Origin of the sequence: Streptomyces sp. NPDC050264, from assembly GCF_040655895.1 — a bacterium.
Classification (GTDB): domain Bacteria; phylum Actinomycetota; class Actinomycetes; order Streptomycetales; family Streptomycetaceae; genus Streptomyces.
Window position 1 is genome coordinate 1 of record NZ_JBFAKV010000048.1, and the last position, 25,672, is coordinate 25,672.

Consider the following 25,672-nt stretch of genomic DNA (forward strand, 5'->3'; position numbering starts at 1 on the left):
CCACCGGCGGCGCGGACCGACTGTGGATCGTGGACGGCACCCTGATCCCGGTCCGCGATCGCCAGGTTGGCTCCTCCAGCCGTGATTACCGGTTTTCGGCGAATGTGCAGGTCATCGTGGATGCCGACACCCGCCCCGTGAGCGCAGCCGCCCGGCCGATGCCGGGCACCACCGCGGACGCACCCGCCTGGCGGGCCTCCGGGCTGGCCGAGCACTGCCAGGACGTGACGGTGCTGGGTGACGGCGCCTACCTCAACTGCGGCATGGTCACCCCGCACCGCAAACGTCCCCGACGCGAGCTGCTCCCGGGCGAGGAGGCCGCCAACGCGGCCCACCGCACGGTCCGCGCCCGGGTGGAACACGTGATCGGCCGGATGAAGAACCACAAGATCCTCCGCGACTGCCGCCAGCGAGGCGACGGCCTCCACCACGCCGTCCAAGTCTGTTGGTGGCTCGGCGGCATGAGTGTGGGGGCGTTCACCTGCGTTCATGGGCAGTCCCTTACTGAGGAGCCGCCGTGGCGTGGTCGTGTCCGAACGCCTATGAACGGGGCTGAATGAGACGGAAACTGAGACGGCCGTTCGTCGGCGGTGTTGTTGGGAAGGCCAGCTCAGAACGGAAGATCGGCGCCGTGACCACTCCACCGCTCGTCGCTCCCAGACGAAGGCTTGTGCTCCGAGTCGCAGAACGCGTATCGCTCTTGTCGGACCTCCAGCCCGGTGGTGTCCTCACCCCAGCGCGTCAGGGCCTCGATCGACCGCTCGCGGTATTGCCAGAGCGTGCTTGCCGCCAGAACGTCCCGCAGGAGAGGGATCAAGGCGACTCGGTGGTGGAGCAAGCGGGGGTCGTCCAGCAAGGGGATACAGGTGGAGACGGCTGCCTCGCGTACGTGGGTGTCGAGGTCGTCGAGGAACGCGGCCGTGGCACGGAAGAGCTGCGGTCGAATGCGGCGGGCTTCGACGAACGGCGGGTAGTCCTCCGTAGGGAAGCCGAACCGGCGACTGGCCGCTGAGGCTTCGTCGGTCGCCTCGTTCGCGACGGAGCCGAGCCATCCCAGCAGTTCGGCGCGCAGTGGCCCGGGGAAGCTGTGAGGGGTCTTCTCGACGGACCATAGCGAGCGCTCGTCATCGAGGATCCCCGCCGTGTACAGGGCAGTCGGGGCTGTGGCGGTGTACAGGGTGTTCTGGTGGTGAACCACGTGATGCAAGTCGTCCAGGGCCCGGGAACGTACGCCTTCATCCACGTCGAGAAGTGCGGTCAGCATCTCGGGGACATCGGCGGCCGGCCCATAGGCGTGCTCCAAGGCACTCCAGTGCGTCGCGGCCAGTACTTCCGCGGGATCGATCGGCTCGGCGAACTCCAGGTCGAGGGTCACGCGGGGAGTAGACAGTGCGCGAAAGGGCCAGACTCAGCCGCGGGGCGATCACCACTACGACCCATCCGGAGTGAGGCTGGCGAAGGTGACGCCGCAGGCCACGTGCACCTTCTGATCCGTAGCTCTATGCAGGTCGGTCGGCGACGGTCAAACCAGCTGCCCAACGGTTCTCGGTGAACCTTGCTGGGTGAAGCCGGTTGCTGTGGTTGCTGTACTTCGCTGCTGTACAGCTGGTGTCCAGCCGGGACTTTGTCCTCCCTCGGGCGGGCTGAGGCCGATTGGCCCGGCACACGATCTCTAGGCCCGCTCCACCAGTTCAATCGCGATGGGCGCCGCGGAGTCGATATTGATCGTGGCCCCTTCGTCCTCCTGCGGGGCGTCAGAGGAGGCGTCGACGGGGAGTACGACCAGCCTCGTGTGCGGCCGAGGAAGCCGACCCAGGTCCAGGGGCGGATCGTGACGCAGGATGTCGACGACACGAACGAGCGTCTCGGGGATGCTGACGCTGCACGAGTCCCCACGGTTCAGGTGTTGAGGGCTCGGCTCGGTGCGAAACAGCGTGTACGACCACTCCCACGAGCCAGGGTCGACAGGGAAGGCCACTTGCCCGTTCCATCGGAACCGGGAGTGCGGATCGACCTTCTCCCAGGGCCACTCCACAGAGATGTAGGAGCCCCGAACATCGGCAACTCGCGCCCTCGCTGGGGAGCAACTCACTCTCAGTACATCGCCCACCTGGTAGGCCGGTCGACTGGCCTCGCGCTTCACCACGCTGTTCCCCACACGTCTGATCCGTGTCCGAAGGCTACTGCTGGTTGTTGCCTTCTTCTTGCCCTGGGTCTTGTTGGGGATCTTGGTGAGCTGGGTTTTTGCAGCTCCGGGGCCTGGTCGGGGGCTGAGGAACATCCGTGTCAGATCGTGCGCTAAGGGATCGCTGGGTTGTTTCGTGCTTTGACCTGGGGTGATTGAGCGTCGGAGCCTTCGTGGGTCGTTGTTGTCGATCTTCGGAGAGCTGTTGTGGCGGTCGAGTTGCTGACGGATGAGCAGGCGGCCCGGTATGGGTCGTTCCGCGAGGCGCCTTCGCGGGCGGAGCTGGAGCGGTACTTCTTCCTGGACGACGCGGACCGGGAGGCGGTGCAGGCCAAGCGGCGGTCGCACAACCGGCTCGGGTACGCGGTTCAGCTGACGAGTGTGCGTTTTCTGGGCCGGTTCATGCCGGACCCGCGGCAGGTGCCGGCGGAGGTGGCCCAGTATCTGGCCGGGCAGTTGAAGATCGCGGACGCCTCGTGCCTGAAGCTGTACGGCGAGCGGGACGGCACGGCCCGTACGCACGCCGGGGAGATCCAGGAAGCCGGGGGCTGGCGGGACTTCGCCGAGGTCCGCGAGGAGCTGGCGGGCTGGCTGGACGCGCGGGCATGGACGACGGGGGACGGGCCGAAGGCGTTGTTCGACGCGGCAGCGGGGTGGCTGCGCGAGGGCCGGGTGCTGCTGCCGGGAGCGAGCCGACTGGCCCGGCTGGTGGGCACGGTGCGGGAGGCGGCGAACCAGCGGCTGTGGGACACCCTGTACGGGATGCTGAGCGTCGGGCAGCGGGCGGTGCTGGACTCGCTGCTGACGGTGGCGCCCGGTGAGCGGGTTTCGGAGCTGGACCGGCTGCGGCGCGGTCCGGTGCGGGTGTCGGGTCCGCAGATGAGGCGGGCGCTGGAGCGGGCGGAGGAGATCGCCGCGCTCGGGATGGGCGCCCTGGACGTGTCGGGGATACCGCCGCGGCGCCTGGCGGAGCTGTCCCGGTACGGGGTGGACGGCAAGGCGTCGCTGCTGCGCCGGCACTCCGACGCCCGGCGGCTGGCGACGTTGCTGGCCACCGCGGTCTACCTCACGTCGCGGGCGGTGGACGACGCACTGGACCTGCTGGAGGTGCTGATCGCGACGAAGCTGCTGGCCCGGGCGGAGCGGGAGAGCGCGAAGGAGAAGCTGAAGACACTGCCGCGGGTCGAGCGGGCGTCGGTGAAGCTGGCGACCGCCTTCCAGGTCGTGTTCGACACCACGAGCGAGCAGGTCGACACCGACACCGGGGAGATCGCCCCGCCGAAGGTGGCGAGCCTGGACGCGATGTGGGCGGCCATCGAGCAGGTGGTGCCCCGCGACGAGCTGGCGGCGGCGATCGCCGCGTTGTTCGAACTGACCCCGCCGCTGGACTCCGACGCCGACGAAGCATGGCGGGCCATGCTGATCAACCGGTTCGGTACCGTCCGTCCGTTCCTGAAGCTGCTGGTCAGCGTGGTGGACTTCGACGCCACCCCGGAGGGTGAGGCCGTGCTGAGCGCGCTGTTGTCGCTGCCGGGGCTGATGGGCCGCAAGAAGGTCGGCCCGGCTGAGATCGACACCGGTCTGCTCACCGGCTCCTGGCGGCGTCTGGTCCTGGCCGCGTCCCACCTGGAGCCGGGGACGGTGGACTGGAGGGCGTACAAGTTCTGCGTGCTGGAGCACCTGCACCGGATGCTGCGCAGCAAGCAGGTCTTCGCCCGCAACTCCTCCAAGTGGGGCGACCCGCGGGCGAAGCTGCTGGCCGGCGAGGCATGGAAGCAGGCAAGGCCGACCGTGCTGGCCTCGCTTAACCTGCCCGGTGAGGCGGGCGGGCACCTGGCGGCGCGGGCCGCGCTGCTGGAGGGCACCTACCGGGAGGTCGCCGCCCGGGTCCCGGACAACGCGCAGATCGTCTTCGACGGCGACGGCCGTCTGCACTTCGCCGCCCTGGAGCCGGAGCCCGAACCGGCGTCCCTGCTGGACCTGCGGGCCGCGGTGAACGCGATGCTGCCGCGGGTGGACCTGCCCGAGGTGCTGCTGGAGGTGTTCTCCTGGACCGGCGCCGACCAGGCGTTCACCTCGGTCACCGGCGGTGAGGCGAGGCTGAAGGACCTGCCTGTGACGATCGCGGCGCTGCTGGTCGCCCATGGCTGCAACGTCGGTTACACCCCGGTGATGGGCGGCGCGGATGCGCTGAAGTACGGCAGGTTGTCCCACGTGGACCAGACGTATCTGCGGCTGGCGACCTACCGGGCCGCGAACGCGACCCTCATCGAGCACCAGGCGTCCATCGATCTCGCGCAGGCGTGGGGCGGGGGCCTGGTCGCCTCGGTGGACGGGATGCGGTTCGTCGTGCCCGTCCCCAGCGTGTACGCGCGGCCGAACCCCAAGTACTTAGGGCGCCGGGGCGGCGCGACCTGGCTCAACATGATCAACGACCAGGCCGCAGGACTGGGCGGGAAGGTGGTGGCTGGCACCCCGCGCGACTCCCTGTACGTACTGGATGTGCTCTACGACCGCGACGGCGGCAAGCGCCCGGAGATGATCGTCACCGACACCGCGAGCTACAGCGACATCGTGTTCGGCCTTCTCACCCTGGCCGGGTTCGCCTACGCTCCGCAGCTCGCGGACCTGCCGGACCAGAAGATGTGGCGCATCGACCGCACGGCCGACTACGGCGCCTTCCAGGACGCCGCCCGCGGCCGGGTCGACCTCGCCCGCATCGAGCGGCACTGGGAGGACATCCTGCGGATCATCGGCTCCATCCACACCGGAGCCGTCCGCGCCTACGACGTCATCCGCATGCTGTCCCGCGACGGTCGCCCCACCGCGCTTGGCGACGCGATCGCGCACTACGGGCGGATCGCGAAAACCCTGCACATCCTGCGCCTGGCCGACGAGCCCGGATACCGCCGCCAGATCAAGGTGCAGGCCAACCTCCAGGAAGGCCGCCACGCGCTCGCCCGGAAGATCTTCCACGGCCGGGCAGGGCAGCTCTACCAGCGCTACCAGGACGGCATGGAGGACCAGATCGGCGCGCTGGGCCTCGTCCTCAACGCACTCGTACTGTTCAACACCCGCTATATGGACGCCGCCGTAGCCCAGCTCCGGAGTGACGGTTTCGAGGTCCGGGACGAGGATCTCGCCCGGCTCTCCCCGTTCGTGCGACATCACATCAACGTGCTCGGCCGGTACTCCTTCCAGCTCCCCGACCTGCCCGGTGGCCTGCGGCCCCTGCGCGACAAGACCGCCGTGGACGAGCTGTGACGGGGCAGCGGTGGGGCCGGCGCCGGACGGTGCATCCCTGTGGGGCCGGGCGCGCGGGCCGGGCTGGACGGAAGGGGTCAGGTGTCAGCGCGGTACGCCGAGGCCGTCGAGGACGATGCCCACGGCCCGGTCGAGTGCCTCGCCTTCGCTGAGGTCCGTGGCGTATGCGAGGGCGCGCAGGAGGAGGGAGACGTCGTCGCCGGTGACGTCGGGGCGCGCGGCGCCGGCGGCCTGGGCGCGGTGGAGTGCGCCTTCGAGGGCCGCGCGGAAGGCGTCGGCGGCCTCGGTGACCGGCCGGGACAGGCCCTGGCCGTCGTCGTCGTGCGGGGGCAACAGGTCCAGCAGGGTCATCTTCACCGGCCCGGCCGCCGCGAGGGACTTCATCAGGGAGGCGAAGGCTTTTCCGGCGTCCTGGCTTTCGGCGAGCGCCAGCGCCTGGGCGGTCAGCTTCTCCAGGTAGCGGCACGCGGTGGCCTCGATGAGGTCCTGCTTGGTGGCGAAATTCCGGAAGACGGTGGCGATGCTGACCCCGGCCCGCTGCGCGACCTCATCGGTGGAGGCGGCGGCCCCCTTCTCGGCGAACACATGCTCGGCGGCCAGCAGGACCTTCTCCCTGTTGGCGGCTCCGTCGCGGCGCATAACCGACCCCTTTTGCAAACGTAGTGGACACTACGTATGATGCGTAGTGGAGACTTCGCTTAAGGGTAGGGGGTTTCGCCCCGCTGTGCCAAACGCGCGGGACGCCCCATGTCCGACGAGCGCCCTGAACAGAACGGGCCGATGAGCGCACAGCCCTCCCAACCGCAGGCCCTCAGGGCGCCGGCGTGGCAACGGCCCTCCCCACGGGCCAGCAGAAAACACAAGGAGAACCAACCATGTCCGTAACGGACGAGAACACCACTGTCGTGATCGTGGGCTCGGGTGTCGCCGGGCTCGCCCTCGGCAACTTCCTCCTGCGCAGCGGGATCGACTGCGTGGTACTGGAGCGGCACAGCCGCGAATACGTCGAGCAGCGCCAGCGCGCGGGGGTCATCGACCCCAGGGCCGCGCGCATGTTCCGCGAGTGGGGCCTGGAGGACCGGGTCCTCGACGGCGCCCCCTTCGCGCCGGTGCTGAACTTCCGCGTCGACGGCGAGACGTGGCCCTTCCGGTACGTGACCGACGACCACGTCGACGGACGCTTCTGCCCCCAGCAGGTCCTCGTGCGCAACCTCATCGACGTCTTCGTCAGCGACGGCGGCGACCTCCGCTTCGAAGCCGAGGACGTCGAACTGGAGGACCTCACCGGCCCCCGGCCCCAGGTGCGCTACCGCGACAGCACGGGCGTGACGCGGACCATCACCTGCGACTTCATCGCCGGCTGCGACGGAGACCACGGCGTCAGCCGGGCGAGCATCCCCGACAACGTACTCACCCGCCAGTCCCACGAGTACGGGTACGCCTGGCTGACCGTCCTGGCCGACGCCCCCGCCAACCACCAGTCCATGATGGCGATCCACGACCGGGGATTCGCCGGCCAGTTCGCCCGCGGACCCCAGGCCAGCCGCTTCTACCTCCAGTGCCCGCTGGACACCGCCGTCGAGGAGTGGACGGACGACCGGATCTGGGAAGAGATCGAGGCACGCTTCGGCGAACCGGTCACCGCGAAGGGACCCATCACCAGCAAGACGCTGGTGCCGCTGCGCAGCGTGGTCTACGACCCGATGAGCTACGGCCGCCTGTACCTGCTCGGTGACGCCGCGCACATCGTGCCGCCCATGAGCGCCAAGGGCATGAACCTGGCGCTGCACGACGCCGACGTGTTCGCCACGGCCGTCCTGAAGCAGGTCAAGGAGCAGGACGCGGGCCCGCTGGAGGCGTACTCCGCCACCTGCCTGAAGCACGTGTGGAACTACCAGGCGTACGCCGCATGGTTCACCGACCTCATGCACGACGCGGGAGACGTCTCTTACCACGGCAAGTTCCGGCGCAGCCTGGCACGCGCCGAGTTCGAACGCCTCTACGACTCCGAAACCGCCAACCGGCTCTTCGGCGAATTCCTGACCGGCCTGAACTGAGCCCCCACCTCCTGGCCGAGTAAGCAGAGTTTGCAGGTCTGAGCAGCCGGGCCTTCAGCCTCTGCCACCAGCACCTGCGGGGGCCGGAACGGGGAAACCTGTTCCGGCCCCCGCAGGTGCTGGTCATGAACACCATGCCCTGACAGTTCGGTGGCGCAGCTTCATCCTCTGCTGCCTCCCGGGGCGAGCAGACTGGTCAGTTCCGCGATTGCCTCTGCAGAGGGCTTGAAGTATCGGCGCACGTTCTCCGGCTTCTTGTGCCTCGACTTCGCCATCAGCATCAGCAGCGACGCCCCCAGATGCGTCAGAGCGGAATGGCGGTACTCGTGCAAGTCCCAGCCTGTACCGGGCCCCCGCACAGCCGTGTGCTCATCCAGCAGTGCACGGGCCTGGCCGTAGGAGAGGCGGGCCAGACCGGTGTCCGGGCATACGTCACGCGGGTTGACGACCTTCCCCGGACCGGGGCGGCGGTGGGTGACGAACACCGGGCCCCGGGAACGGCCACGCAGCAGGCGGGGCAGAAGCCGGGCTGTACCAGCGTCCCAGTAAACGGTCTCCAGCACGAAGTCCTCACGGGCCTGGCCCCGGCGTCGGGCCTTGCTCCGGGCGCCCTTGGCCTTGACCGAACAGCGGCGGCCACCGAGGTCCAGGTCCTCGATGTTCACGCCGAGGACCTCCTCCGTGCGGGCGGCGGTCTCATACAGCATCCGCCACAGCGTCTTCTCCCGCAGGTGGACCTCGCGCCGTCCGGTGAGCCGGTCCACGGCCATCTTCGAGCGGGACGGGGTCTCGGAGTCCGGCACTGCCAGCCGCTTCGTCCAGGCCGGGACCGTCGGGCCGTCGTATCCGTACTCCGCGCACCAGCCCAGCCAGGAGAGCACCGCCGCCCGGCGGACGTTCCAGGTGTTGACCGCCGCGGCGCCCCACAGCAGTTCCAGGGCCTCGCCGATCTCGTCGTCCGCGACCGACCCCAGCGGGCGAGCCTCCCCGATCTGCTCGGCTGTCTTGCCGACGCCGACTCCGTAGCTGCGGACGGTGTTCCGGTTACGGAGCGAGCCGAGGAAGGCGTCAGCCGTCGCCCGGACGGTCAACGTCTTCCCTGCCGGCAGTTGTATGACAGTGGGCACCGCTTCCTCCTTGCCACGGATAACAGGGCCGCTTCATGTACAGCCTGGCGGACGTCACCGCAGGTGACGAACCAATCTCCCGCAGATAATAGGGCGTTATCCGTGGAACGACTTCAGACCGGCCCCACAGCCGATGCTCCGTCAGCCGCCCACCAGGGTCAACGAACGCTTAGCGCACGATCTGACACAGATGTTCCTCAGACCCCTGGTCGCGGTCGTCTGACTGGTCGTCATTGGTCGTTGTCGGCCGGTGTTGAGCGGCTTCGGACGGCCCAGAGACGGCCCAGGCTGCGCCTCCAGAGGCACCGGCAGTCAAGAGGGACGTACACGCCATGGTGGGAACTCTGTCTGGTTCTAGCCGCTGCTTGACCTGCGCATATGCCATTACGCTGCGCCCTCATGGGGAAAGCCATGCGCCTGTACTGGGGATACATCGCGGTTGCAGCACTCATCGTTGCGTGGACCCAGCAATGGGCCCTTCCGATCATCGCTGCCTTGTCCATTGCAGTCTTCGCCTACGCCTCCTTCCAGGTGCCCGTCTGGTGTGGAGCGGTCAACCGAGACGGCAGGACGTACTGCCGGAACAACGCCTACGGCGTCCTGATGGGGTGCCGAAACCGCCAACATCGTTGGCAGAAGCTCAAAATGATCGTGCTGCGGAGCAAGGTCGGGGACGTGAGTCGTGCCGTCTTCCCGACCGCGAAAGAGAAGTTCAACGCCTTCTTGGCCGTAGCGGGTCTACTCTCTGCAATCGCAGCAGTGATCGTCCCCGTCTTCACTGGTGACTGAACACCCCACTCGCCTCGGACTGCGGCGTGCGATCTTGAAAACCGTCGTGGCGCGGGTCACCGTGGGTTCAAATCCCACACCCACCGCGCAGGTTGAAGGCCCCTGACCAGGAACATCGGTCGGGGGCCTTCGTCGTGTCAGGTGCCCGTGGCTGCCCGGTGGCCCCCGTGGTTTCCCGGTCTACCGGGCACGCAAGGGGCACGCCTCAGTCTGAAGCCTGCAACTCATGGGTGAGGTCGCAAGCGTCTCGCTCCAGGTGCAGACGGCGGAGTTCTCGTAGCTCAGAGAAGGGGAAGGGGTGCTGTACCCACTTCTTCCGGTACCCGTCTTCGCCGTGCAGCCGTAGAACATCTTGGGCGGCTTCCATGACCACGTGGCTGAGGGCGGTGCGCGGCTGCTTCGAGCTCCACAGAAGGGTGCCGTCGGCGTCCGGCAGATCGAAGCTCTTGTACATGTCGGGGAACCGGTAGATATCGATCTCGACGGCTGCCTCGCGGCGGCTGAGGACCCACCTCACTTCTGCGGGCTCCAGGTCGAACGAGAACGTCTGAGTAGCCTTGGGGCCATACAGCCCTGCAACGCCGGTGAGTAGATCAGCAAGGGCGTTGGTGCAGTAGCTCGGACTGCTCTTGTGCTCCGACTCGCCATCAGTGATCTGGCATGTTGCCCAACCTGATCCGGTCAGACTCCAGCTGAACTGAAGATCACTCGACATCTGGTCCCTCCCCTGATTGTCTGCGGAGACCGTACATACCTCCCCGACCCGCCACTCACCCCAGCTCCCATCCCGTCCGCCGTCGACCCACACGTCTGTGGAGCGGTCGCTCACATGCACAACCTCGTGCTTGCATCATGACCAGAAGACCGCCCTCACAGGCCCTGACCAGCCCGAACACGGCCTTGTGCAACACCCTTTACTGTCCTGCGCCGGAGATCCGTCGTTAGTTTGTGTATGACTGCTTCTGCGGATGTGCCGGTGCCTCGTCGTGGTCCGAAGCTGGAACCGTTGTTGTCGCCCGATGAACGTGTGATGTTGGAGAGTTGAGTCCGCAGGGCATCATCCGCGCAGGCAGTGGCCTTGCGGGCCCGCATCGTGTTGACTTGCGCTGGTGCTGATGTGCCGCCGATCGTTGTGGTGGCACGGGAGTTGCAGATCGCGGCTGACACGGTCCGCAAGTGGCGTCGCCGGTTTTCGGCGGCCCGTCTGGACGGGCTGGTGGACGAACCCCGGCCGGGCCGGCCACCCAGCATCAGCATGGACCGGGTGGAGGCGGTCGTGGTCCGCACCCTGGAAGAGATTCCGAAGAACGCAACTCACTGGTCGCGTGCAACCATGGCCGACCGCAGTGGCCTGTCGAAGTCGACAGTGGGCCGGATCTGGAGACGGTTTCAGCTCAAGCCGCACCTGAGCAACACGTTCAAACTGTCGACGGACCCACTGAGCCCTTCCAACCTGATGTGCGTGTGCGTCGCAGGAGCCTGTTGGAGCTCACCGGAGAAGGAGGCAGCTGTGGGGACCCTGACCAAGAGCCCGTGCCGGATACGGACAATCGATCACTGACAGGGCGCTGACCAGCACGGCCGCCAGGTCGGAAAAGGCTCACTGCGCCGTCGTGTCACGGCCGGAGCGGGACTGGATACGCACTGTCTCCCGGCGCCACACCACAGCGCGACCACCGTCGAGCTTGGGTTATGCGCTGTTGAGCTGTCCGCAGATAGTGTCCAGCTCCATGTCGAGCACGGGATGGCGTGTGCACTTCACCCGCCAGGAGAACAGCGAACTGCGGCGCACCCTCGCCCTCTATGAGGAAGCCATCCGCCGGCTCACGCTCGAAAATCAAGCCCTTCGCCAGGGAACCACCGTGGTCCCCCTGCCCATAGGAACCAGTGCGGCAACCGACACGTGAGCGGCGGGGTGGAGCGGAGCGTGTCCTGTCCCAGATAAGTGTGGGCAGACCAAACCTGTGACGTGCAGTGCCCACAGTTACGTGAGACATCGGCTGGAGCGATGTCTCGAAGAACTGTGGGCAAGTAACTGCGTACAGGCCTGGCGGGCCCAGGGTCAGGAGAACCAGACGACGAGCCGTACGTTGGATGCGCCGTGAAGGTCGCTCAACGTGCGCACAACGCTCCAGGCGGGCCCCCAGTGCGAGGTATCGCCGACCGCCTGCTCCCGGCTCCGCTTGCCGGAGACGTCGGTCTCCTGCCAGTCGGCGACAAGCAGCTCGGCCCAGGTGATCCACGTAGTGCCGTGGACGCTGTCAAGCCCCCAGGCAGCGTGCTCGCCAGCCACGGTCTCGGAGGCATCCGTAGGGAGCCCACGGTCTGCGGCGAGGGGCTGAAAGCCGTAGGTGTTGCGAATGCCGAAGAGGCAGGCCAGAGCGTCGTAGGCGTTGCCGATGTTCAGCAGCCATAGCTCCATGGCGGCGTGCCAGACAGAGTCCTCGTCGTCAGTCCCCCACAAGCGAGCGCCTGGACGGCACTCGATCACCCCGTCGATCTCGGTAGCCATGCCGAGATCCTGCCTCCTCGCCGGCCGTGAAGCATCCTCCTTATCCGACGCACCGTGATCAAGGAGCCTGCCTGCAATCACTTGGATTGATTGCCTCGCAGACCGAACTCGTCTGAGCCACGGCCCGCCGGGATGCTCACAGGTAGCCGGGACACCACGCTCTTGCCCAGACTTTCGCGAGACGGACGCCCTGTCGCCCGGAGAACTCTGAGACTGCCCACACGTACCTGAGACACGACGGAGCGGGTGGTCACCGTGGAACGGTCGATATCCAGTGAACCGCTCCGGGATTGGTGGAGGCTCCGGTGTGTCCCGAGTTGAGTGGAGCGGAGTTACTTGGTTTCACGCTATCGGTGGTGGGTGGAGTACGTACTCCATCGGGCTGAGCATGCCCAGTGCGGAGTGCCTCCGCTGTCGGTTGTGGAAGATCTCGAGGTACTCGAAGAGCGCGGTGGAGAGCTCCATCCGGATGGTTCAGGCGGACTGCTTGTCGCCTTGTCAGGCGACGCAGATCCCCGGCACGGCCTGCGCCCGGAACAGGTGCGGGGTGGCGACGAGACTGGCCGGGTACAGGTCTCGGGCGGCCGCGCGCACGCTGTCGTCCAGCCGGGCTGCGCGGTAGTGGTCGGTCGACTCCCAGACGGCGTGGTTGAGGAACGTGCTGCTGCCGGCGATGCCGCGGTACAACTGGGTGGAGATGAAGCCCGGTTGGTTCTTCAGCCCGGCCGCGTCGGTGGACCAGGCCAGCAGCAGTTGGGCGACGTCTTCGGGGGCGACCCGCAAGACGTTGACGAGGATGACCGGTCCGCCTCCCTCGTCGAGCTGGTCAGCGAGTGTGACATCGGCGTCGAGTTCTCGGAACTCGGGCATGATGGCTCCTTTCGAGAGCTGGCGGGACGCTCAGGCGCGTGTGCCGGCCCGTTCGGGCTGCAGGACCCGGTGCAGGGCGTCCAAGGCTGTGGTGAGTCCGTGCTCAACCGGTTCGGTGGGACGCAACACCCGCCCGCCGCCGAGAGAGTGAAGCAGCTGGTCGATGAGCGGGATCGGGACCAAGCCGACCACTCGCAGTTGTAGCGCGATCAGCACCGGTTCGCATGCCATCGCGGCTCGGGCCCCGGCTGCCACGCCGCCGTAACGGACCAGGACAACCGGCTTGCCCTGCCACACCCAGAGCAGGTGATCCAGGGCCTTCTTCAAGGCGGCGTTCGTTGTAGCCGTCGTTGTACTTCGGCACCACGAAGATGTATCCCGTCTCGCGGTCCATGAGCTCGCCGAACGCGCGGGTCGACGCCGTCTGGTAGTCAGGCGCGCTCGGGTGCCCCGGTTCGGCGGGCATCGGCAGGCCGGTCCCGGCGAGGTCGACCATCTCGATGCCGAAGGCGCCGCTCGTGGCGGCCTCTGCGGCGACCCACCGAGCGGTGGGCTCGCCCGCGCGGTTCGGCCGAGTGCTCGCGATCAGGACCTGGACGAGAGGGCGGTCGGTCGACGGCTCGGTCATGACAGGTCCGGGAGCTTCCCGCTCGTCTTGAGTTCCTCGGTGAGCAGCGGGTTGACGTGCTCGGCGTCGAGACCGCCACTGCCGTAGGGGCGCGTGATGATCTCCAGTTCATGACCGCTGGGGTCGTTGAAGTAGACGCCGCGGCCGTCATCGAGGTGGTTGATGACGCCCGGTTCCTGATGACGGGGGTCCCCCCAGTAGTCCAGGCCACGCTCCCGCACCCTGGCGAAGATCGCGTCGAACTCGTTCTCGCTGACCAGGAAGGCGTAGTGCTGAGCCATGATGTCGCGGTCGGTGGTCATGTAGTCGAAGGTGATGTCGGAGCTCACCTGCACCATGACGAAGTGACCGAGCTCCACCGGGGGCTTGAAGCCCAGCATGTCGGTGAGGAAGCGGGCGGAGGTTACGGCATCGCGGGACCAGACGATCTGGTGGTTCAAAACGCTCATGTGTCGAGTGTTCGTCGCCCATCCTGAAAACCCCAGCGATCAGCCGGATTCGCCTCGTAACTTCCAACCCATGGGCATTGGACAACTAAACTTCCCACATGGATGTTGTAGATCAACAGATCCTCCAGTGCCTGATGCTCGACGGGCGGGCCCCGATGCGCCGGATCGCCGAGGTGGTGGGCGTCTCGGAGCAGACCGCGACACGCCGCTACCGGACCATGCACGCGAAGGGAGTGCTCCGCGTCCTGGTCAGTGAGGCAGCCGCCTCCGCGAGGAATCGGCTCTGGCTGCTGCGGCTGCAGTGCCGCCCTGACGCCGCCGCACACCTGGGTGCCGTACTCGCTGCGCGCCAGGACGTTTCCTGGGTCGCGCTGCACTCCGGCGGTGCGGAGCTGATGTGCACCACGACCCTGCCCGCCGACGCGGCCTGCGGCGCGGGGGTGCTGCCCCAGATCTCCCACACGGCGGAAGTGCTCTCCTTCACCACGCACCTGGTGCTGCACTCGTACTCCGGCGGCCCTGCCGAGTGGTCCGGTTTCGAGAAGCCCCTGAACGAGGACGCAAAACGGCACCTTCTCCAGGGGCGCACTCCCTACCGGCGCAAGGAAACGTACAGTCCGGTGCCGCTCGAGGACCGCGTCCTTCTGGAAGAACTGGGCCGCGACGGCCGAGCCACCGTCTCAGCCCTGTCCCGCGCTCTCAACTGGCCGCTGTCCCGGGTCCGAGGCCGCCTGCAGACACTCCTGGACAGCGGTGCGGTCACCGTGGACGTGGACGTGATGCTGGAGGCGTTCGGCTACCGCACCTCGGCCACCCTGCTCCTGCAGGTCGCCCCGAGCCTCATCGTCACAGTCTGCGAGGCGCTGGCCGCGCACCGGCACACCAGCTGGGTCGCCGCGGTCACCGGCTCCGCGAACATCGTGGCCGCAGTGACCTGCCGCGACAGCGTCGAGCTGTTCAGCTATGTCACCGAGCAGCTCGGCAGCCTGCCCGGGGTGACCCACGCCGAGGTCGTGCCGGTACTCAGCAGACTCAAGCAGGCGACCACACGCGTGGCCGCCGGCCGGCTCGTGTAGTCAGATGACGTGCTGCGCGGACCGAAAGCTCCTGCAAGGCTCAGTCGCATGACACAGTCGTCGTCAGCGGCCCCTCGTCCGCGCCCACGAAACGCGGCGATTCGGATTCTGGCCTGTGACTTGCAGACCGTCCTGCACGACGGGCTGATCCGTCTCGGAGCAGGTGGAGGGCGAAGTTGGTGAGGCCGGGCAGTTGGCTGGCGTCGACGGCGTCGATCCAGGTGGGGAGCGTGGAGCCGAGCCGATGGGTGAGGATCTCGCCGAAGCCCCGGACGTGTTCAGCGGCGGAATCCAGTTCGGGGCAGCGTGCCAGGACATCCTTCAGGGCGGCGCGCTCGTCGTCGCGCAGGGCGTCGGGGTGACGGGTGAGCCGGCCGGTGACCCGCCGCACCGTCGGCGGAGGAGGCGGCGCCTGTGGCGGCACGGCGCGCAGGTCGGCGATGTAGGCGCGGACCATCTGGTAAGTGACGGGGGCGTTCTCGGTGACCAGTTCTCGATGCAGGCGAGTGACGGCCGTGCATCCCGCGGCGAACCGCCGCTTCAGATAGGGCTTGTAGGGGTCCAGGCGACTGGACCGGGGACGGTTCTCTCGGAGGATGTCCTGCCAGGTGGCCGCACGTGCGTATCGCAGCACGGTGTTGAGTCCCCAGCCCAGATGCCGGGCGATCGCCCGGCGCGAGTACCCCTGAGCGAGCAGTTCGTGAACCAGGGCGTGCGCGGCCTTCTTGCGCTGGGCCCGCCGGCCATCAAGGTCCGGTCCGCCACGCGCCGGGTCGTTGGTCGACACCCCGACGTCCGCTCGTGTTGGTGGTGTTGGCTCATTCAGGCATTCGCGATGGGCGGCGACGCAGGTCTCTACTGCTCTGCCGATGCCCTGCCACAGGTGGAACCGGCCGGAGACCTGGATTGCGGTGGAGCGCCGAGTCGTACGCCCTCCGCGCAGGCGCCCGCCCGGTCCCGGCAGATGATTTCCACGCCCGGGTGGGTGGCCAGCCACGCGGTCAACGGTCCGCAGTCGCGCGTCGGGAGCACGTCTACCACGCGATGAGTCTCTCCGCAGGTCAAGACGGTGGAGTAGGTCTGCCCGCGGCGAGTTGCAAAGTCGTCCACGCCCAGCACGCGTGGCGTGCTGGGCTGCCGGTCGGGTAGCGCCATGACCCTGCGTAGCAGGGGCATCCGTCCCACTTGAATGCCCAGTTGGGCGGTCAGCCGAGCGCCGGCTCGTCCGGCGAGTGCGAGCCCGACGCGCTCCAGGACGTGGCCCAGCCGCGTGGTGAAGCGTGCGTACGGGGCGGTCAACCGATCGAACCGCTCGGCGCACGTGCGACGCGGGCAGTTGTCCGTGCTGCAGATGAAACGCCGGACCGTCAGATGTATCACGACACTCTGTTCAGCGAGCGGTAGATCCTTCAGTCTGCGCTGGTAGGAGTCATGCACACGATTCGAGGAGCGGCCGCAGTCCGGACACGCGACCTCGGCTGCCCGGCCTCTGGCCGTGACATCGACCGTGCCGAAGGCGGCGGTTACCGCTTCGACGGCCACGTCGTCGATTCCGTCGAACACGAGCGAGTCCCAGAACGTTGCGTCGGCCTGCATGACCAGTACCGTCACCGCTCGCCGCGGTCACCGGAGAGACCGAGCGCAGAGCTGATGGAGCGTCACCCCCTGCTGCAAGGCGGGAAGGCGTACGCGGTCTCACACGAATCTGAGCCCTTGCAATAGAACGCCGTGGTGACGCTCCGCGAACGCTTCCCAAGATCCGCAAGCTGCGTTGCAGCACCAACCGCATCACCGCGGTCGTCAAGGTCATCCTCGTCCTTCACCTCGCAGCCGCGTCAGGATGAAAACCGCTCACTTATGAAGAGGACCCGGAACGAATTCTCACTCTGAACATCGGGGCGCACCGATTCGTCATCCCGCTGGACGACGGATCAAGCCTGGGCCCCACAACAAGCCTTACCCCGCGGCCAGATTGATGGTCTTGGGCCGCCTCCGGCACCGGGCCAGTCGGTCCGGTGCCGGAACAGGGCGGAGTCTTCCTGGCCGTGGCCTGGACTTAGGTCATAACGGCATGGAGTCCTCCGTCTACGTGCAGGATCTCTCCGGTGGTGGCCGGCAGCCAGTCCGAGAGGAGCACCGCGCAGGCTTTCGCCGTCGGTTCCGGGTTGTGGACGTCCCAAGCGAGCGGCGGGCGGGTGCGCCAGATCTCCTCCATGCGGTCCACTCCGGGGATGGAGCGTGCTGCCAAGGTCCGGACCATGCCCGCCGCGACGAGGTTGACGCGGATACGCCGCTCGCCGAGGTACATCGCCAGATAGCGGTTGATGGCCTCCAGCGCGGCCTTGGACACACCCATCCAGTCGTAGCCGGGCCAGGCCAGGGCCGCATCAAAGTCGAGGCCCACCACAGATGCGCCCTCGTCCATCTGTGGCAGACACGCCGTGACCAGGGCCTTGAGGGAGTAAGCCGACACTTCGATCGCCGTTCCCGCGTCCTGCCACGACGTCTCCAGAAAGGCGCCGCCAAGCGCCTGTTGCGGGGCGAAAGCGATCGAGTGCACTATGCCGTCGAGGCCTCCGAGGTGCGTGGTGATCGCGTTCGGCAGCGCTTCGAGGTCGTCGCGTTCCGTGACATCGAGGCGGACCACGGGCGCGGGCGCGGGCAGCCGCTCCGCCATCGCCTTCGTGATGGGCAGGGCTCGCCCGAACGAGGAGAGCATCACCTGGGCACCCTCCCGCTGGGCGATCCGCGCCACGTGGAAAGCGATCGAGGTGTCAGACAGCACTCCGGTGACCAGCAGCCGCTTGCCCGCGAGTATCCCGCCCTTTTCGGGCTCGCCCGGGAAGCTCATACGCCCATCCCGAGGCCGCCGCTCACCGGCAGGAACGCGCCGGTGAGATAGGACGCTTCCTCGTCGGCGAGGAAACGCACGACGTTCGCCACCTCCTCGGGGGTGCCGGGGCGGCCGAGTGCTGTCATGGAGAGATACTCGGCCCGCCGCTTCGCGGTGACGCCTGCGACCATGTCGGTGTCGATGAAGCCGGGGGCCACGACGTTCGCCGTGATACCCCGGCGTCCCAGCTCTCTGGCGAGGGAGCGCGCGAGGCCGGTGAGACCTGTCTTCGACGCCGCGTAGTTGGCCTGGCCGGGCGAGCCGAGCATCCCGGAGAAGGACGAGATGAAGACAAGTCGGCCCCAACGCCCCTCCAGCATCCCGGGGATGGCACGTCGCGCCGATCTGAAGGCGCCCACGAGATTGGTGTCGAGGAGCTCCAGGAAGTCCTGGTCGGTGGTCTGCAGCGCCAGCTTGTCCCGCATGATTCCGGCGTTCGCCACCAGGACTTGGACCGGTCCGTGCTCCGCCTCGATCTTCTCGTACGCGGTGTCGAGGGATGCGGTGTCGGTGACGTCGCAGCGTACGCCGAAGAAGCCCTCGGGAGGCTCGCCCGAACGGTGGCCGACGGCCACCCGGTCGCCCTGTGCGGCGAAGGCGCGGGCGATGGCCAGGCCGATCCCGCGGTTCGCGCCGGTGACGAAGACTGACCGGCCGCCGGTCATCACGTACCTGCTTTCTGTAGGACCAGGACGGCGTTCTGGCCGCCGAACCCGAAGGAGTGGCTGGTCGCCGTCTCGACGCGTTGCTCGCGCGGCACACCGCTGACGACGTCGAGGTCGATCTCGGGGTCGAGCTTGTCGAGGTTGGCGGTGGGCGGCACCAGGTCGTGCTCGATGGTCAGGGCCGTGTACGCCACTTCGATGGCGCCGGCGGCACCGAGCGCGTGGCCTGTGACTCCCTTGGTGGAGGTCACCGAGGGGCGTCCGCCGAGCACGCGGTTGATGAGCTGGGATTCCATCAGATCGTTCAACTTGGTCGACGTGCCGTGCGCGTTGACGTGGTCGACGGCACCGGGGTCGACGGCCGCGTCGTCGAGCGCCGCGCGCAGGGCGCGTTCCACTCCCGCACCCGCCGGGTCCGGTGCGGAGGCGTGGTGACCGTCGGCGCTGGCGCCGAAACCCGCGATCAGGGCACGGACCGTGCCGCCCCGCGCCCGCGCATCCGCCTCGCGTTCGAGGACCAGGACGGATGCAGCCTCCGCAGCCACGAATCCACCGCGGTCCGCATCGAAGGGGCGTGAGGCACGTGCGGGGTCCTCGATGCGCTGGGACAGCGCGCCCATGCGGTGGTAGGCCGCTATCGGGGTCGGGCTCAGCGGAGCCTCGGACGCGCCGGCGAGCACGACGTCGCAGACACCGGACTGAAGCATCTGCCGTGCGGTGCCAACCGCGGTGACACCCGAGGCGCAGGCAGTGGCGACCACCAGGTTCGGGCCGAGGGCGTGGCAGTACATGGCGAGATACCCGGAGATCATGTTGACCGGCCAGTTCACCATCACGAGCGGCGAGATCTGGTCGGCGCCCTCCTGGTGGTACGTGGTGTGGGCGTTCTCGTAGGAGGCGGTCCCGCCAAGGGCATTGCCCATGACCACGCCGACGCGGGTGCCGTCCCATCGCTGCGGGTCGAGAGCCGCGTCGGACAGAGCTTCCTTGGCGGCGACCAGGGCGAGTTGGCTGACCCGGTCCAGGCGCCACGCTGTGGACCGGCCGAGCAGGGCATTGGCGTCGAAGCCGGGGACCCGACAGGAGATGTCCACGGGCAGGCCGGCGAGCGACGGATCGTGCTGTGCGGTGGAGCGGCCCGACAGGAGCCGCTCCCAGTTCGCCGTCACCCCGATACCGGCCGGGGTGACGAGGCCGATTCCTGTGATCGCGACGGGGGCGTGCCGTCCGGCGTGCTCGGCCATCAGGCTTTCTCCGCCGCTGTGTTCACCAGCTCGTACAGGTCCGAGACGGTGCCGCTGCTGTTGAGGTCCTCGGTGGGTATGGCGACGCCGAGCTGCTTCTGCAGGGTCAACGCGACCTCGATGAGCGCGAGTGAGTCCAGTTCAATGTCCTCCAAGACCGTGTCGGGCTTGATGTCCTCGCGCAGGACGCCGAACTTCTCCTCGAGGACCTGGGAAAGGATCTCGAAGGTGGGAGGTGTGAAGGTGCTCATGGCTGATGCTGCCTTTCGGCTGTGGGCGGGGTGAACGAAGCGGTTGTTACGCGGACTTCAGTGCGGGCCAGGTCAGGGCGGTGGCACCCCATGTGGCGCCGCCTCCGAAGGCGGCGAGGACGACGCGAGTGCCGAGGGCGAGGTCGCCCGTGGTGTGCGCGTGGGCCAGGGCGAGCGGGATGGACGCCGCCGCGGTGTTTCCGACCCGGTCCAGATGGATGACGAGCCGGTCCGCGGGGATATCCAGCTGTTCCGCGACGGCGTTCAGGATGCGCAGGTTGGCCTGGTGGCCAACCAGCCGGTCGACGTCGCTCGGACGCCATCCGGTGTGGGCGAGCGCGGCCCGCGCCGACTCGGACATGCGGGTCACTGCGTGCCCGAAGACCTCCCGGCCTCGCATGGAAAAGTAGCGGTCGGCTGGGTCGGAGCGCTGCGGGTCGGCCCCGCGGTGGGGCAGCTCGGAGCCGCCTGCCCGGACCGTTATCAGGTCGGCCAGCGTTCCGTCGCTGCCGAGCACGATCCGGCCGAGCGCGCCGGGCTCGCCGGGATCCCCCGCACGCAGCACCACCGCACCGGCGCCGTCGCCGAACACGACGGCGCTGGAACGGTCGTGCGGGTCGATGAGGGTACTGAAGGCCTCGGCGCCGATGACGAGGATCTGGTCGGCCGCTGCGGAGGCAATGATCCCGGCGGCGGTGGTAAGAGCGTAGAGGAATCCCGTACAGACGGCGGAGACGTCGAAAGCCGGGCGTCCGGTGAGACCGAGGAGGCGGGCCACCTCGGGGGCGGTGGCCGGGCAGGGGCGGTCGGGGGTGGTGGTGGCGAGAACCACCGCGTCGATGTCGGATGTGCCCGCCGACTCCATGGCCCGCGCTCCGGCCTCGGCGGCGAGGCGGGAGGTGGGCATGCCGGGTGGGACGAAGTGCCGGGTGCGGATTCCGGTTCGGGTGCGGATCCATTCGTCGGAGGTGTCCATGCGGGCGGCCAGGTCGTTGTTGCTGACGACGTCGGGCGGCAGCCAGGAGCCGATGCCGCTGATGACGGCGGCTCTCATGCGCCGCCTCCCCGGGCGAGGGCCCTGCCGACCGGGACGAGTTCTCCGACGCGGGCTGTGGCGGCCTCGGCGCCGGTGAACTCGATGCCGTGCCAGCCGGCCCGAACGGCGCCCGCGCAGTTGACAGCGAGGTCGTCGACGAGCACGCATTCCTCGGGGCGCATGCCTGCCCGTTCGGCGGCGTGGCAAAATATCTCCTCGTCGGGTTTCCGGCAGCCGGCCTCGTAGGAGAGGACGACCGCGTCGAAGAGACCGTCGGGTGGCACGGCGAGGCGCCAGTGCCGGTCCCAGGCGGGCGGCATGTTGGACAGTAGGCCGATGAACACCCCCTGCGCGCGCAGCCGGTGCAGGGTGTCGAGCCACGGCTGGTTTACGGCCCGGTCGGCGAACCAGCGCGCGGGGTAGTCGCCGAGGTCTGCGCGGACGCCGCTGTGTGTGGCAAGGGCGTCCTCCACGCGGCGTTCCCAGCTCTCCTGGGTGAGCAGCGGTGTGTCGAGTGGCGCCATGAGGTCACCGTCGGCCCCGCAGTCGCGGGACACCTGGCGCATGGCGGCGAGAAGGGTGTCCGGCGGCACCCCGAGCCGTGCGCAGAAGGTCTCCATCGAGGCGGCCACCGGAGGGGTGAGTACTCCGCCGTAGTCGGTCCAGACTGCGCGGACCGGTCCCGCAGCGGGCGGCATCAGAACTCCTCCGAGATGCCGACGGCTATCTCGCTGGCGATGGTGCCGTGCTGTCGGAAGCGCACGGCGACCTCGTTGCTGGTACGGCGCACGGCCGACACCCGGACGGGGGCGTCGAGTTCGGCGAACCGGGCGAACCTCGATCGGTAACCAGTGATCCGGACGCCGCTGCCGGCCGCCAGGAGCGCGGCCTGCCGGGCGGCCTCCATGAGGATCATCGCCGTGTAGTGGTCCTGCGGGTGGTCGAAGTGCGTGCGGTGCCCGGACGGTACGGCTATCACAGCGGCCACACCGCCTGCGACGTGGCGGGCGTCGGCCAGCGCCACGTTGGTGGGGTCGCGGCGTGCAACGTCGGCGGGCGACACGGGTGTGCCAGGGGGCAGCGTGGGCAGTGAACCCGACAGGGGTGGCGTCGACTTGCGGTGATAGCGGCGGACGATCTCTGCCTCCTCGCTGGGCGAGTAGCAGGCCGAGATGTCGCAGCGGCCGAGGACGGTACCGCCTTGCGAGAGCTCCAGGACGTAGCGCGCGGCGCGCACGGTCCCGGAGCGGACCCGGGAGCGAGTGACGGCAGCCGTGATGTTCAGCTCGCGGGGCCGGTCGTGCGCCGGCGGGGCGGCGCCGGTGAGGTCGAGCGTCCAGTCGGTGACGTGGAAGGCGCTGTCCCTGGCGATGCCGAGGCCGCGGTGGGCGATGCAGGTGGCGGCCTGCCGACAGCATTCGAGCAGGAGCATGCTGTCGGGGGCGTCTGCGCCCGGGCCGGTGTGGTCGCCGAAGTAGTAGTGGGCGGGCGGGAGTTGCGCCGCGGCTAGGTACTTGTCAGCGGTCAGGTCCTCGTAGTCGGTGAGGAAGACCTCACTGACCGCCCAGCGGTGGACGTCGCCGCGGTCGACGGTGCGGCGGTAGGAGAGGGCCGGGGCGGTCGTGGCCGCTTCCGGGGCGAGGGCGCTCTGTGGGAGGGGCATCGTCGTGCTGCTCCTTCGGGAGTGGCCGGGCTCGTGTCCCACATTCTTCGAACACCCGGCCGCTACCAGCCAGAGCGTTCTGGCACCCGTGCGGGTCATACCCTTGAATTCGCTACCAGTTACCCCGGAGTCAGCCGACCGACTTGCTGTGACGTAAACCTATTTGCGCCCTACAGGGGCGAGTTGATGCGCTGCGAGACGCGAGGTCTGCGCCCAGGAACACGCCGCCAGCGCCGGGATCACCTGCCGAAAAGATCGCTCAGGGTGGTGCTGGACTCAGGGGTATCACGCGCACCATGCCGGGTCCCTTGAGTTCATGCACGATGGTCATCCGGCGCGAACCGGCCAACTGGGCCGAGGCGGCGCCCTTTCTCCCACACCCGTACACCCGTTCCCACTGAACGCAGGAGGTGTGACGCATCACCGTGGACAGCGAAGCACTGGTCGTCGGCGCGGGACCGACCGGCCTGATGATGGCCACCGAATTGATCCGCCGCAGGATCGACACCAGGATCGTCGATCGCGCGGCCCGAAGGAACCCCCATGCGAAGGCGATCATTCTTCAGCCGCGCGCGCTGGAGGTGATGGCCCGCCTCGGCCTCGAGGACCGCATCCGCGACGCGGCGCTCCCTGTCGTCGCCGCCAACTACTACACCCACGGGCGCCGGATCGCCCGCATCAACTTCCGTGGCCTGAAGGGCAGTCGCTTCGACACACCGCTGTCGCTGCCGCAGAACGAGACCGAGGGGCTGCTCCTCGAAGCGCTGCACGAAGCGGGAGGCCAGGTCGAGTACGGGCATCGGTTGACGGCTCTGACCCAGGACACCGGCGGGGTCGACGCCACCCTGTCCGACACCGATCACCGCACGGGCCGGCTGCTCGGCTGCGACGGCGCCCACAGCGCGGTCCGCGAGCAGCTCGGCGTCGCCTTCGACGGCCCGACATACCCGCAGTCGTTCGTCCTCGTCGACGGGGCGTGGGACACCCCGCTCGCACACGCCGAGGCACACTACTTCATGGGCCCTACGGGCGTGCTGGTGGTAGTCGGGCTGCCGGGCGGGTGCGTCCGTGTCTTCGGCAGCGCCCCCGAGGGCGCCACCCCGGAGAACGTCGAGGAGACGGTGCGCGCCATCGCCGCCGAACGCTGCCCTGTGCCCCTGGAGCTGACGTCCGTCACCGGAGCGGGTCACTTCCAGGTCCACCGCAAGCTGGCGAACCGATTCCGTGACGGGCGCGTGCTCCTCGCGGGCGATGCCGCGCATGTGCACAGCCCGGCCGGCGGCCAGGGTCTGAACACCAGCATCCAGGACGCACACGAAGCCGCCTGGCGTCTCGCCGACGTGATCCGCGGCAGACTGCCGGAGGCCGCACTGGCCGCCTGGGAACGGGAGCGCGCGCATGTCGCGCACGCCGTGGTCTCCGACACCGACCGCCAGACCCGGCTGTGGACCTGGGGCGGCTGGCGCGAGCGAACCCGCAATCTCGCGGCTGCCGCCGCTGAGCACAGCGGCGTCCTCGACCGCGTCCTGCCGCCCCGCTTCGCGCAGATGGACCTGCGCTACCCCGCCGAGGGGCCCTCGCTTGGCCCGCTCGGCCCCGGAGCGCGGCTGCCGGATGTCCAGCTTCCGGCCGGCGGCCGCACCCATGACCTGCTGCGCGACGGACAGCACGTACTGCTCGTTCTCAGCGGCCGCACCCCGTTCGCCGAGCGGGACCTGCCTGTCTGCGCGTATCTGGACGCGCGCACCCTGGGCGTCCGCCGCCCGGGAGCGGTGCTTGTGCGTCCCGACGGCGTCGTCGCCGCAGCCGCAGCCCTCACCGATCGGGCAGCCCTGAGCCGCCTGGAGCAGCTGCTGCCCGCCCGGCCCGACACCTCCACAACCACCACGCCCCCACCCGCCGTAGCCCACGAGGAGTAGGCATGACCACCACCACACCGAGCACCCTGGACCGCATCCTGCTCGGCGGCCGCCTGGAAGTGTCCGCGATCGGCCTCGGCTGCATGGGCATGGCCGAGTTCTACGGAGACCGCGATGAGGCCGAGTCGATCCGCACCATCCACGAAGCCCTCGACCGGGGCATGAACTTCCTCGACACCGCCGACATGTACGGCGCGGGCCTGAGCGAGGAGATCGTCGGCCGTGCCTTGGCCGGCGGGCACCGCGACCGCGTCACACTGGCCACCAAGTGCGGTCTGATCCGCACCTCCGACGGCGTTCGCGTTGATGCGAGCCCCCGGCACATCTCCCAGGCGGTCGACGCCAGCCTCAAGCGCCTCGGCACCGACCGCATCGACCTCTACTACCTGCACCGCGTCGACCCCACTGTGCCCGTCGAGGAGTCGGTCGGAGCCATGGCAGAGCTCGTACGGGCCGGGAAAGTGCGGCACCTGGGGCTCTCGGAGGCGGGTTCCCAGTCGATCAGGGCGGCGCACGCCGTGCACCCCATCACGGCGGTGCAGACCGAATACTCCCTGGCCAGCCGTAACCCAGAGCGCTCGATCCTGCCCACGGTGCGCGAACTCGGCATCGGCTTCGTCGCCTACAGCCCCTTCAGTCGCGGCCTGCTCTCCGGAGAGCTTTCCGGGGCAGAGTTGGCCCCGGACGACATGCGGCGCGGTCTGCCCCGCTTCTCGGACGACAACCTCGGATTCAACCAGCGCCTGGTCACCAGGATCGGCGAGCTCGCGTCCCAACTGGCTTGCTCACCGGCGCAGTTCGCCCTCGCCTGGCTGGTTGCCCAGGGCGTCGTACCAATTCCGGGAGCCCAGCGTCGTACGCACATGAGTGAAAACGCATCCGCGGGGGCTGTCGCGCTGACCGCCGACATCCTGCGTCAGGTCGACGAGATCGTGCCCGCCGGCGCCTTCGCAGGCGAGCGCTTTCCCGACCATTTGCTGGCGCTGGTCCAGGAGGACTGACGCACAGGGGCGGGCCCGGGTGGAAAAAAAACCCCGCCCCCCC

General features: G+C 68.5%; 27 protein-coding genes and 2 pseudogenes. 9 read left to right on the forward strand and 20 right to left on the reverse strand.

All coding sequences use genetic code 11. The annotated features are described in order from the left end of the window. Positions 1-440 (forward strand): annotated as a pseudogene (locus AB0J02_RS41965) (transposase family protein); the annotation flags it as partial. Between the two features lie 170 nt (positions 441-610). Here AB0J02_RS41965 and AB0J02_RS41970 read toward each other — a convergent pair. After that, the gene (locus tag AB0J02_RS41970; RefSeq protein ID WP_363199181.1) at positions 611-1,375 is read right to left on the reverse strand and encodes a hypothetical protein; all 765 of its coding nucleotides are present in this window, start codon (positions 1,373-1,375) and stop codon (positions 611-613) included. Positions 1,376-1,672: 297 nt separating this feature from the next. After that, a complete protein-coding gene (locus tag AB0J02_RS41975) occupies positions 1,673-1,978 on the reverse strand; it encodes a hypothetical protein (RefSeq protein ID WP_363199182.1) in 306 nt (101 codons plus the stop codon). Between the two features lie 414 nt (positions 1,979-2,392). Here AB0J02_RS41975 and AB0J02_RS41980 point away from each other — a divergent pair, with 414 nt between their 5' ends. Then, complete coding sequence (locus AB0J02_RS41980) at positions 2,393-5,449, forward strand: Tn3 family transposase (protein WP_363199183.1); 3,057 nt, start codon at positions 2,393-2,395, stop codon at positions 5,447-5,449. Positions 5,450-5,533: 84 nt separating this feature from the next. Here AB0J02_RS41980 and AB0J02_RS41985 read toward each other — a convergent pair whose 3' ends face one another. Beyond that, complete coding sequence (locus AB0J02_RS41985) at positions 5,534-6,088, reverse strand: helix-turn-helix domain-containing protein (protein WP_328721864.1); 555 nt, start codon at positions 6,086-6,088, stop codon at positions 5,534-5,536. A gap of 236 nt (positions 6,089-6,324) precedes the next feature. Here AB0J02_RS41985 and AB0J02_RS41990 point away from each other — a divergent pair, with 236 nt between their 5' ends. Continuing rightward, complete coding sequence (locus tag AB0J02_RS41990) at positions 6,325-7,506, forward strand: 4-hydroxybenzoate 3-monooxygenase (RefSeq protein ID WP_363199184.1); 1,182 nt, start codon at positions 6,325-6,327, stop codon at positions 7,504-7,506. 161 nt (positions 7,507-7,667) lie between these two features. Here the strand turns inward: AB0J02_RS41990 and AB0J02_RS41995 are convergent, their stop codons facing one another. After that, positions 7,668-8,633, reverse strand: coding sequence for a site-specific integrase (locus AB0J02_RS41995; RefSeq protein ID WP_363199185.1), 966 nt, complete (start codon positions 8,631-8,633; stop codon positions 7,668-7,670). 399 nt (positions 8,634-9,032) lie between these two features. On the opposite strand from AB0J02_RS41995, the gene AB0J02_RS42000 reads away from it, so the two are divergent. Then, positions 9,033-9,422 carry a hypothetical protein gene (locus AB0J02_RS42000; protein WP_363199186.1) on the forward strand — a complete coding sequence of 130 codons (390 nt, stop codon included), beginning with the start codon at positions 9,033-9,035 and terminating at the stop codon, positions 9,420-9,422. 205 nt (positions 9,423-9,627) lie between these two features. Here AB0J02_RS42000 and AB0J02_RS42005 read toward each other — a convergent pair whose 3' ends face one another. After that, complete coding sequence (locus AB0J02_RS42005; protein WP_363199187.1) at positions 9,628-10,251, reverse strand: hypothetical protein; 624 nt, start codon at positions 10,249-10,251, stop codon at positions 9,628-9,630. Positions 10,252-10,500: 249 nt separating this feature from the next. Here AB0J02_RS42005 and AB0J02_RS42010 point away from each other — a divergent pair, with 249 nt between their 5' ends. Beyond that, positions 10,501-10,983, forward strand: coding sequence for a helix-turn-helix domain-containing protein (locus AB0J02_RS42010; RefSeq protein WP_363199188.1), 483 nt, complete (start codon positions 10,501-10,503; stop codon positions 10,981-10,983). A 169-nt stretch (positions 10,984-11,152) separates the two neighbouring features. After that, positions 11,153-11,329 (forward strand): hypothetical protein, encoded by a 177-nt coding sequence (locus AB0J02_RS42015; protein ID WP_363199189.1) that lies wholly within the window; start codon positions 11,153-11,155, stop codon positions 11,327-11,329. 155 nt (positions 11,330-11,484) lie between these two features. On the opposite strand, the gene AB0J02_RS42020 is transcribed toward AB0J02_RS42015, so the two are convergent. The 6 genes and pseudogenes from AB0J02_RS42020 to AB0J02_RS42045 all read right to left on the reverse strand — a co-directional run bounded on the left by AB0J02_RS42020 (position 11,485) and on the right by AB0J02_RS42045 (position 13,881). Next, the gene (locus AB0J02_RS42020) at positions 11,485-11,934 is read right to left on the reverse strand and encodes a hypothetical protein (RefSeq protein WP_363199190.1); all 450 of its coding nucleotides are present in this window, start codon (positions 11,932-11,934) and stop codon (positions 11,485-11,487) included. A gap of 342 nt (positions 11,935-12,276) precedes the next feature. Next, positions 12,277-12,399: an IS3 family transposase gene (locus AB0J02_RS42025; RefSeq protein ID WP_363199191.1), complete on the reverse strand. Its 123-nt coding sequence runs from the start codon at positions 12,397-12,399 to the stop codon at positions 12,277-12,279. 33 nt (positions 12,400-12,432) lie between these two features. Next, positions 12,433-12,804 carry an antibiotic biosynthesis monooxygenase family protein gene (locus AB0J02_RS42030; protein WP_363199192.1) on the reverse strand — a complete coding sequence of 124 codons (372 nt, stop codon included), beginning with the start codon at positions 12,802-12,804 and terminating at the stop codon, positions 12,433-12,435. Positions 12,805-12,834: 30 nt separating this feature from the next. After that, positions 12,835-13,131, reverse strand: coding sequence for a hypothetical protein (locus AB0J02_RS42035; RefSeq protein WP_363199193.1), 297 nt, complete (start codon positions 13,129-13,131; stop codon positions 12,835-12,837). Positions 13,132-13,156: 25 nt separating this feature from the next. After that, positions 13,157-13,432: pseudogene (locus tag AB0J02_RS42040) on the reverse strand (NAD(P)H-dependent oxidoreductase); the annotation flags it as partial. After that, entirely contained in the window at positions 13,429-13,881 is a 453-nt protein-coding gene (locus tag AB0J02_RS42045) for a VOC family protein (protein ID WP_363199194.1), read from the reverse strand. The gene AB0J02_RS42045 and the pseudogene AB0J02_RS42040, both read right to left, overlap by 4 nt. Positions 13,882-13,979: 98 nt before the next feature. Here AB0J02_RS42045 and AB0J02_RS42050 point away from each other — a divergent pair, with 98 nt between their 5' ends. Beyond that, positions 13,980-14,957 (forward strand): Lrp/AsnC family transcriptional regulator, encoded by a 978-nt coding sequence (locus AB0J02_RS42050; protein ID WP_363199195.1) that lies wholly within the window; start codon positions 13,980-13,982, stop codon positions 14,955-14,957. 40 nt (positions 14,958-14,997) lie between these two features. On the opposite strand, the gene AB0J02_RS42055 is transcribed toward AB0J02_RS42050, so the two are convergent. The 9 genes from AB0J02_RS42055 to AB0J02_RS42095 all read right to left on the reverse strand — a co-directional run bounded on the left by AB0J02_RS42055 (position 14,998) and on the right by AB0J02_RS42095 (position 22,709). Next, positions 14,998-15,744, reverse strand: coding sequence for a helix-turn-helix domain-containing protein (locus AB0J02_RS42055; protein WP_363199196.1), 747 nt, complete (start codon positions 15,742-15,744; stop codon positions 14,998-15,000). A 68-nt stretch (positions 15,745-15,812) separates the two neighbouring features. Continuing rightward, positions 15,813-16,553 (reverse strand): transposase family protein, encoded by a 741-nt coding sequence (locus AB0J02_RS42060; protein WP_363199197.1) that lies wholly within the window; start codon positions 16,551-16,553, stop codon positions 15,813-15,815. A gap of 460 nt (positions 16,554-17,013) precedes the next feature. After that, positions 17,014-17,808, reverse strand: coding sequence for an enoyl-ACP reductase FabI (fabI, locus tag AB0J02_RS42065; RefSeq protein WP_363199198.1), 795 nt, complete (start codon positions 17,806-17,808; stop codon positions 17,014-17,016). Then, positions 17,805-18,515: an SDR family oxidoreductase gene (locus AB0J02_RS42070; protein ID WP_363199199.1), complete on the reverse strand. Its 711-nt coding sequence runs from the start codon at positions 18,513-18,515 to the stop codon at positions 17,805-17,807. The genes fabI and AB0J02_RS42070 overlap by 4 nt, the downstream gene beginning before the upstream one ends. Beyond that, entirely contained in the window at positions 18,515-19,759 is a 1,245-nt protein-coding gene (locus AB0J02_RS42075) for a beta-ketoacyl-[acyl-carrier-protein] synthase family protein (protein ID WP_363199200.1), read from the reverse strand. Before AB0J02_RS42075 ends, AB0J02_RS42070 begins: the two co-directional genes overlap by 1 nt. Continuing rightward, positions 19,759-20,010, reverse strand: coding sequence for an acyl carrier protein (locus AB0J02_RS42080; protein ID WP_363199201.1), 252 nt, complete (start codon positions 20,008-20,010; stop codon positions 19,759-19,761). The genes AB0J02_RS42075 and AB0J02_RS42080 overlap by 1 nt, the downstream gene beginning before the upstream one ends. Positions 20,011-20,056: 46 nt before the next feature. Further along, positions 20,057-21,064, reverse strand: a complete 1,008-nt coding sequence (locus tag AB0J02_RS42085) for a beta-ketoacyl-ACP synthase III (protein WP_363199202.1) — start codon at positions 21,062-21,064, stop codon at positions 20,057-20,059. Beyond that, the gene (locus AB0J02_RS42090) at positions 21,061-21,744 is read right to left on the reverse strand and encodes an HAD family phosphatase (RefSeq protein ID WP_363199203.1); all 684 of its coding nucleotides are present in this window, start codon (positions 21,742-21,744) and stop codon (positions 21,061-21,063) included. The genes AB0J02_RS42085 and AB0J02_RS42090 overlap by 4 nt, the downstream gene beginning before the upstream one ends. Further along, entirely contained in the window at positions 21,744-22,709 is a 966-nt protein-coding gene (locus AB0J02_RS42095) for an AfsA-related hotdog domain-containing protein (RefSeq protein ID WP_363199204.1), read from the reverse strand. The genes AB0J02_RS42090 and AB0J02_RS42095 overlap by 1 nt, the downstream gene beginning before the upstream one ends. A 425-nt stretch (positions 22,710-23,134) precedes the next feature. Here AB0J02_RS42095 and AB0J02_RS42100 point away from each other — a divergent pair, with 425 nt between their 5' ends. Then, complete coding sequence (locus AB0J02_RS42100; RefSeq protein WP_363199205.1) at positions 23,135-24,628, forward strand: FAD-dependent monooxygenase; 1,494 nt, start codon at positions 23,135-23,137, stop codon at positions 24,626-24,628. A gap of 2 nt (positions 24,629-24,630) precedes the next feature. Continuing rightward, complete coding sequence (locus AB0J02_RS42105) at positions 24,631-25,629, forward strand: aldo/keto reductase (RefSeq protein ID WP_363199206.1); 999 nt, start codon at positions 24,631-24,633, stop codon at positions 25,627-25,629. The last annotated feature ends 43 nt before the right edge of the window (positions 25,630-25,672 follow it).

What these genes read in the sequence shown, in the direction of transcription:
- AB0J02_RS42045 (WP_363199194.1), bottom strand. Translation starts at nt 13,881, where the DNA reads ATGAGCGTTTTGAACCACCAGATCGTCTGGTCCCGCGATGCCGTAACC.
- AB0J02_RS42025 (WP_363199191.1), bottom strand. Translation starts at nt 12,399, where the DNA reads ATGGAGCTCTCCACCGCGCTCTTCGAGTACCTCGAGATCTTCCACAAC.
- AB0J02_RS42060 (WP_363199197.1), bottom strand. Translation starts at nt 16,553, where the DNA reads ATGCAGGCCGACGCAACGTTCTGGGACTCGCTCGTGTTCGACGGAATC.
- AB0J02_RS42090 (WP_363199203.1), bottom strand. Translation starts at nt 21,744, where the DNA reads ATGCCGCCCGCTGCGGGACCGGTCCGCGCAGTCTGGACCGACTACGGC.
- AB0J02_RS42070 (WP_363199199.1), bottom strand. Translation starts at nt 18,515, where the DNA reads ATGACCGGCGGCCGGTCAGTCTTCGTCACCGGCGCGAACCGCGGGATC.
- AB0J02_RS41990 (WP_363199184.1), top strand. Translation starts at nt 6,325, where the DNA reads ATGTCCGTAACGGACGAGAACACCACTGTCGTGATCGTGGGCTCGGGT.
- AB0J02_RS42020 (WP_363199190.1), bottom strand. Translation starts at nt 11,934, where the DNA reads ATGGCTACCGAGATCGACGGGGTGATCGAGTGCCGTCCAGGCGCTCGC.
- AB0J02_RS42075 (WP_363199200.1), bottom strand. Translation starts at nt 19,759, where the DNA reads ATGGCCGAGCACGCCGGACGGCACGCCCCCGTCGCGATCACAGGAATC.
- AB0J02_RS42095 (WP_363199204.1), bottom strand. Translation starts at nt 22,709, where the DNA reads ATGCCCCTCCCACAGAGCGCCCTCGCCCCGGAAGCGGCCACGACCGCC.
- AB0J02_RS42085 (WP_363199202.1), bottom strand. Translation starts at nt 21,064, where the DNA reads ATGAGAGCCGCCGTCATCAGCGGCATCGGCTCCTGGCTGCCGCCCGAC.
- AB0J02_RS42030 (WP_363199192.1), bottom strand. Translation starts at nt 12,804, where the DNA reads ATGCCCGAGTTCCGAGAACTCGACGCCGATGTCACACTCGCTGACCAG.
- AB0J02_RS41985 (WP_328721864.1), bottom strand. Translation starts at nt 6,088, where the DNA reads ATGCGCCGCGACGGAGCCGCCAACAGGGAGAAGGTCCTGCTGGCCGCC.
- AB0J02_RS42050 (WP_363199195.1), top strand. Translation starts at nt 13,980, where the DNA reads ATGGATGTTGTAGATCAACAGATCCTCCAGTGCCTGATGCTCGACGGG.
- AB0J02_RS42015 (WP_363199189.1), top strand. Translation starts at nt 11,153, where the DNA reads ATGTCGAGCACGGGATGGCGTGTGCACTTCACCCGCCAGGAGAACAGC.
- fabI (WP_363199198.1), bottom strand. Translation starts at nt 17,808, where the DNA reads ATGAGCTTCCCGGGCGAGCCCGAAAAGGGCGGGATACTCGCGGGCAAG.
- AB0J02_RS42000 (WP_363199186.1), top strand. Translation starts at nt 9,033, where the DNA reads ATGGGGAAAGCCATGCGCCTGTACTGGGGATACATCGCGGTTGCAGCA.
- AB0J02_RS42080 (WP_363199201.1), bottom strand. Translation starts at nt 20,010, where the DNA reads ATGAGCACCTTCACACCTCCCACCTTCGAGATCCTTTCCCAGGTCCTC.
- AB0J02_RS42105 (WP_363199206.1), top strand. Translation starts at nt 24,631, where the DNA reads ATGACCACCACCACACCGAGCACCCTGGACCGCATCCTGCTCGGCGGC.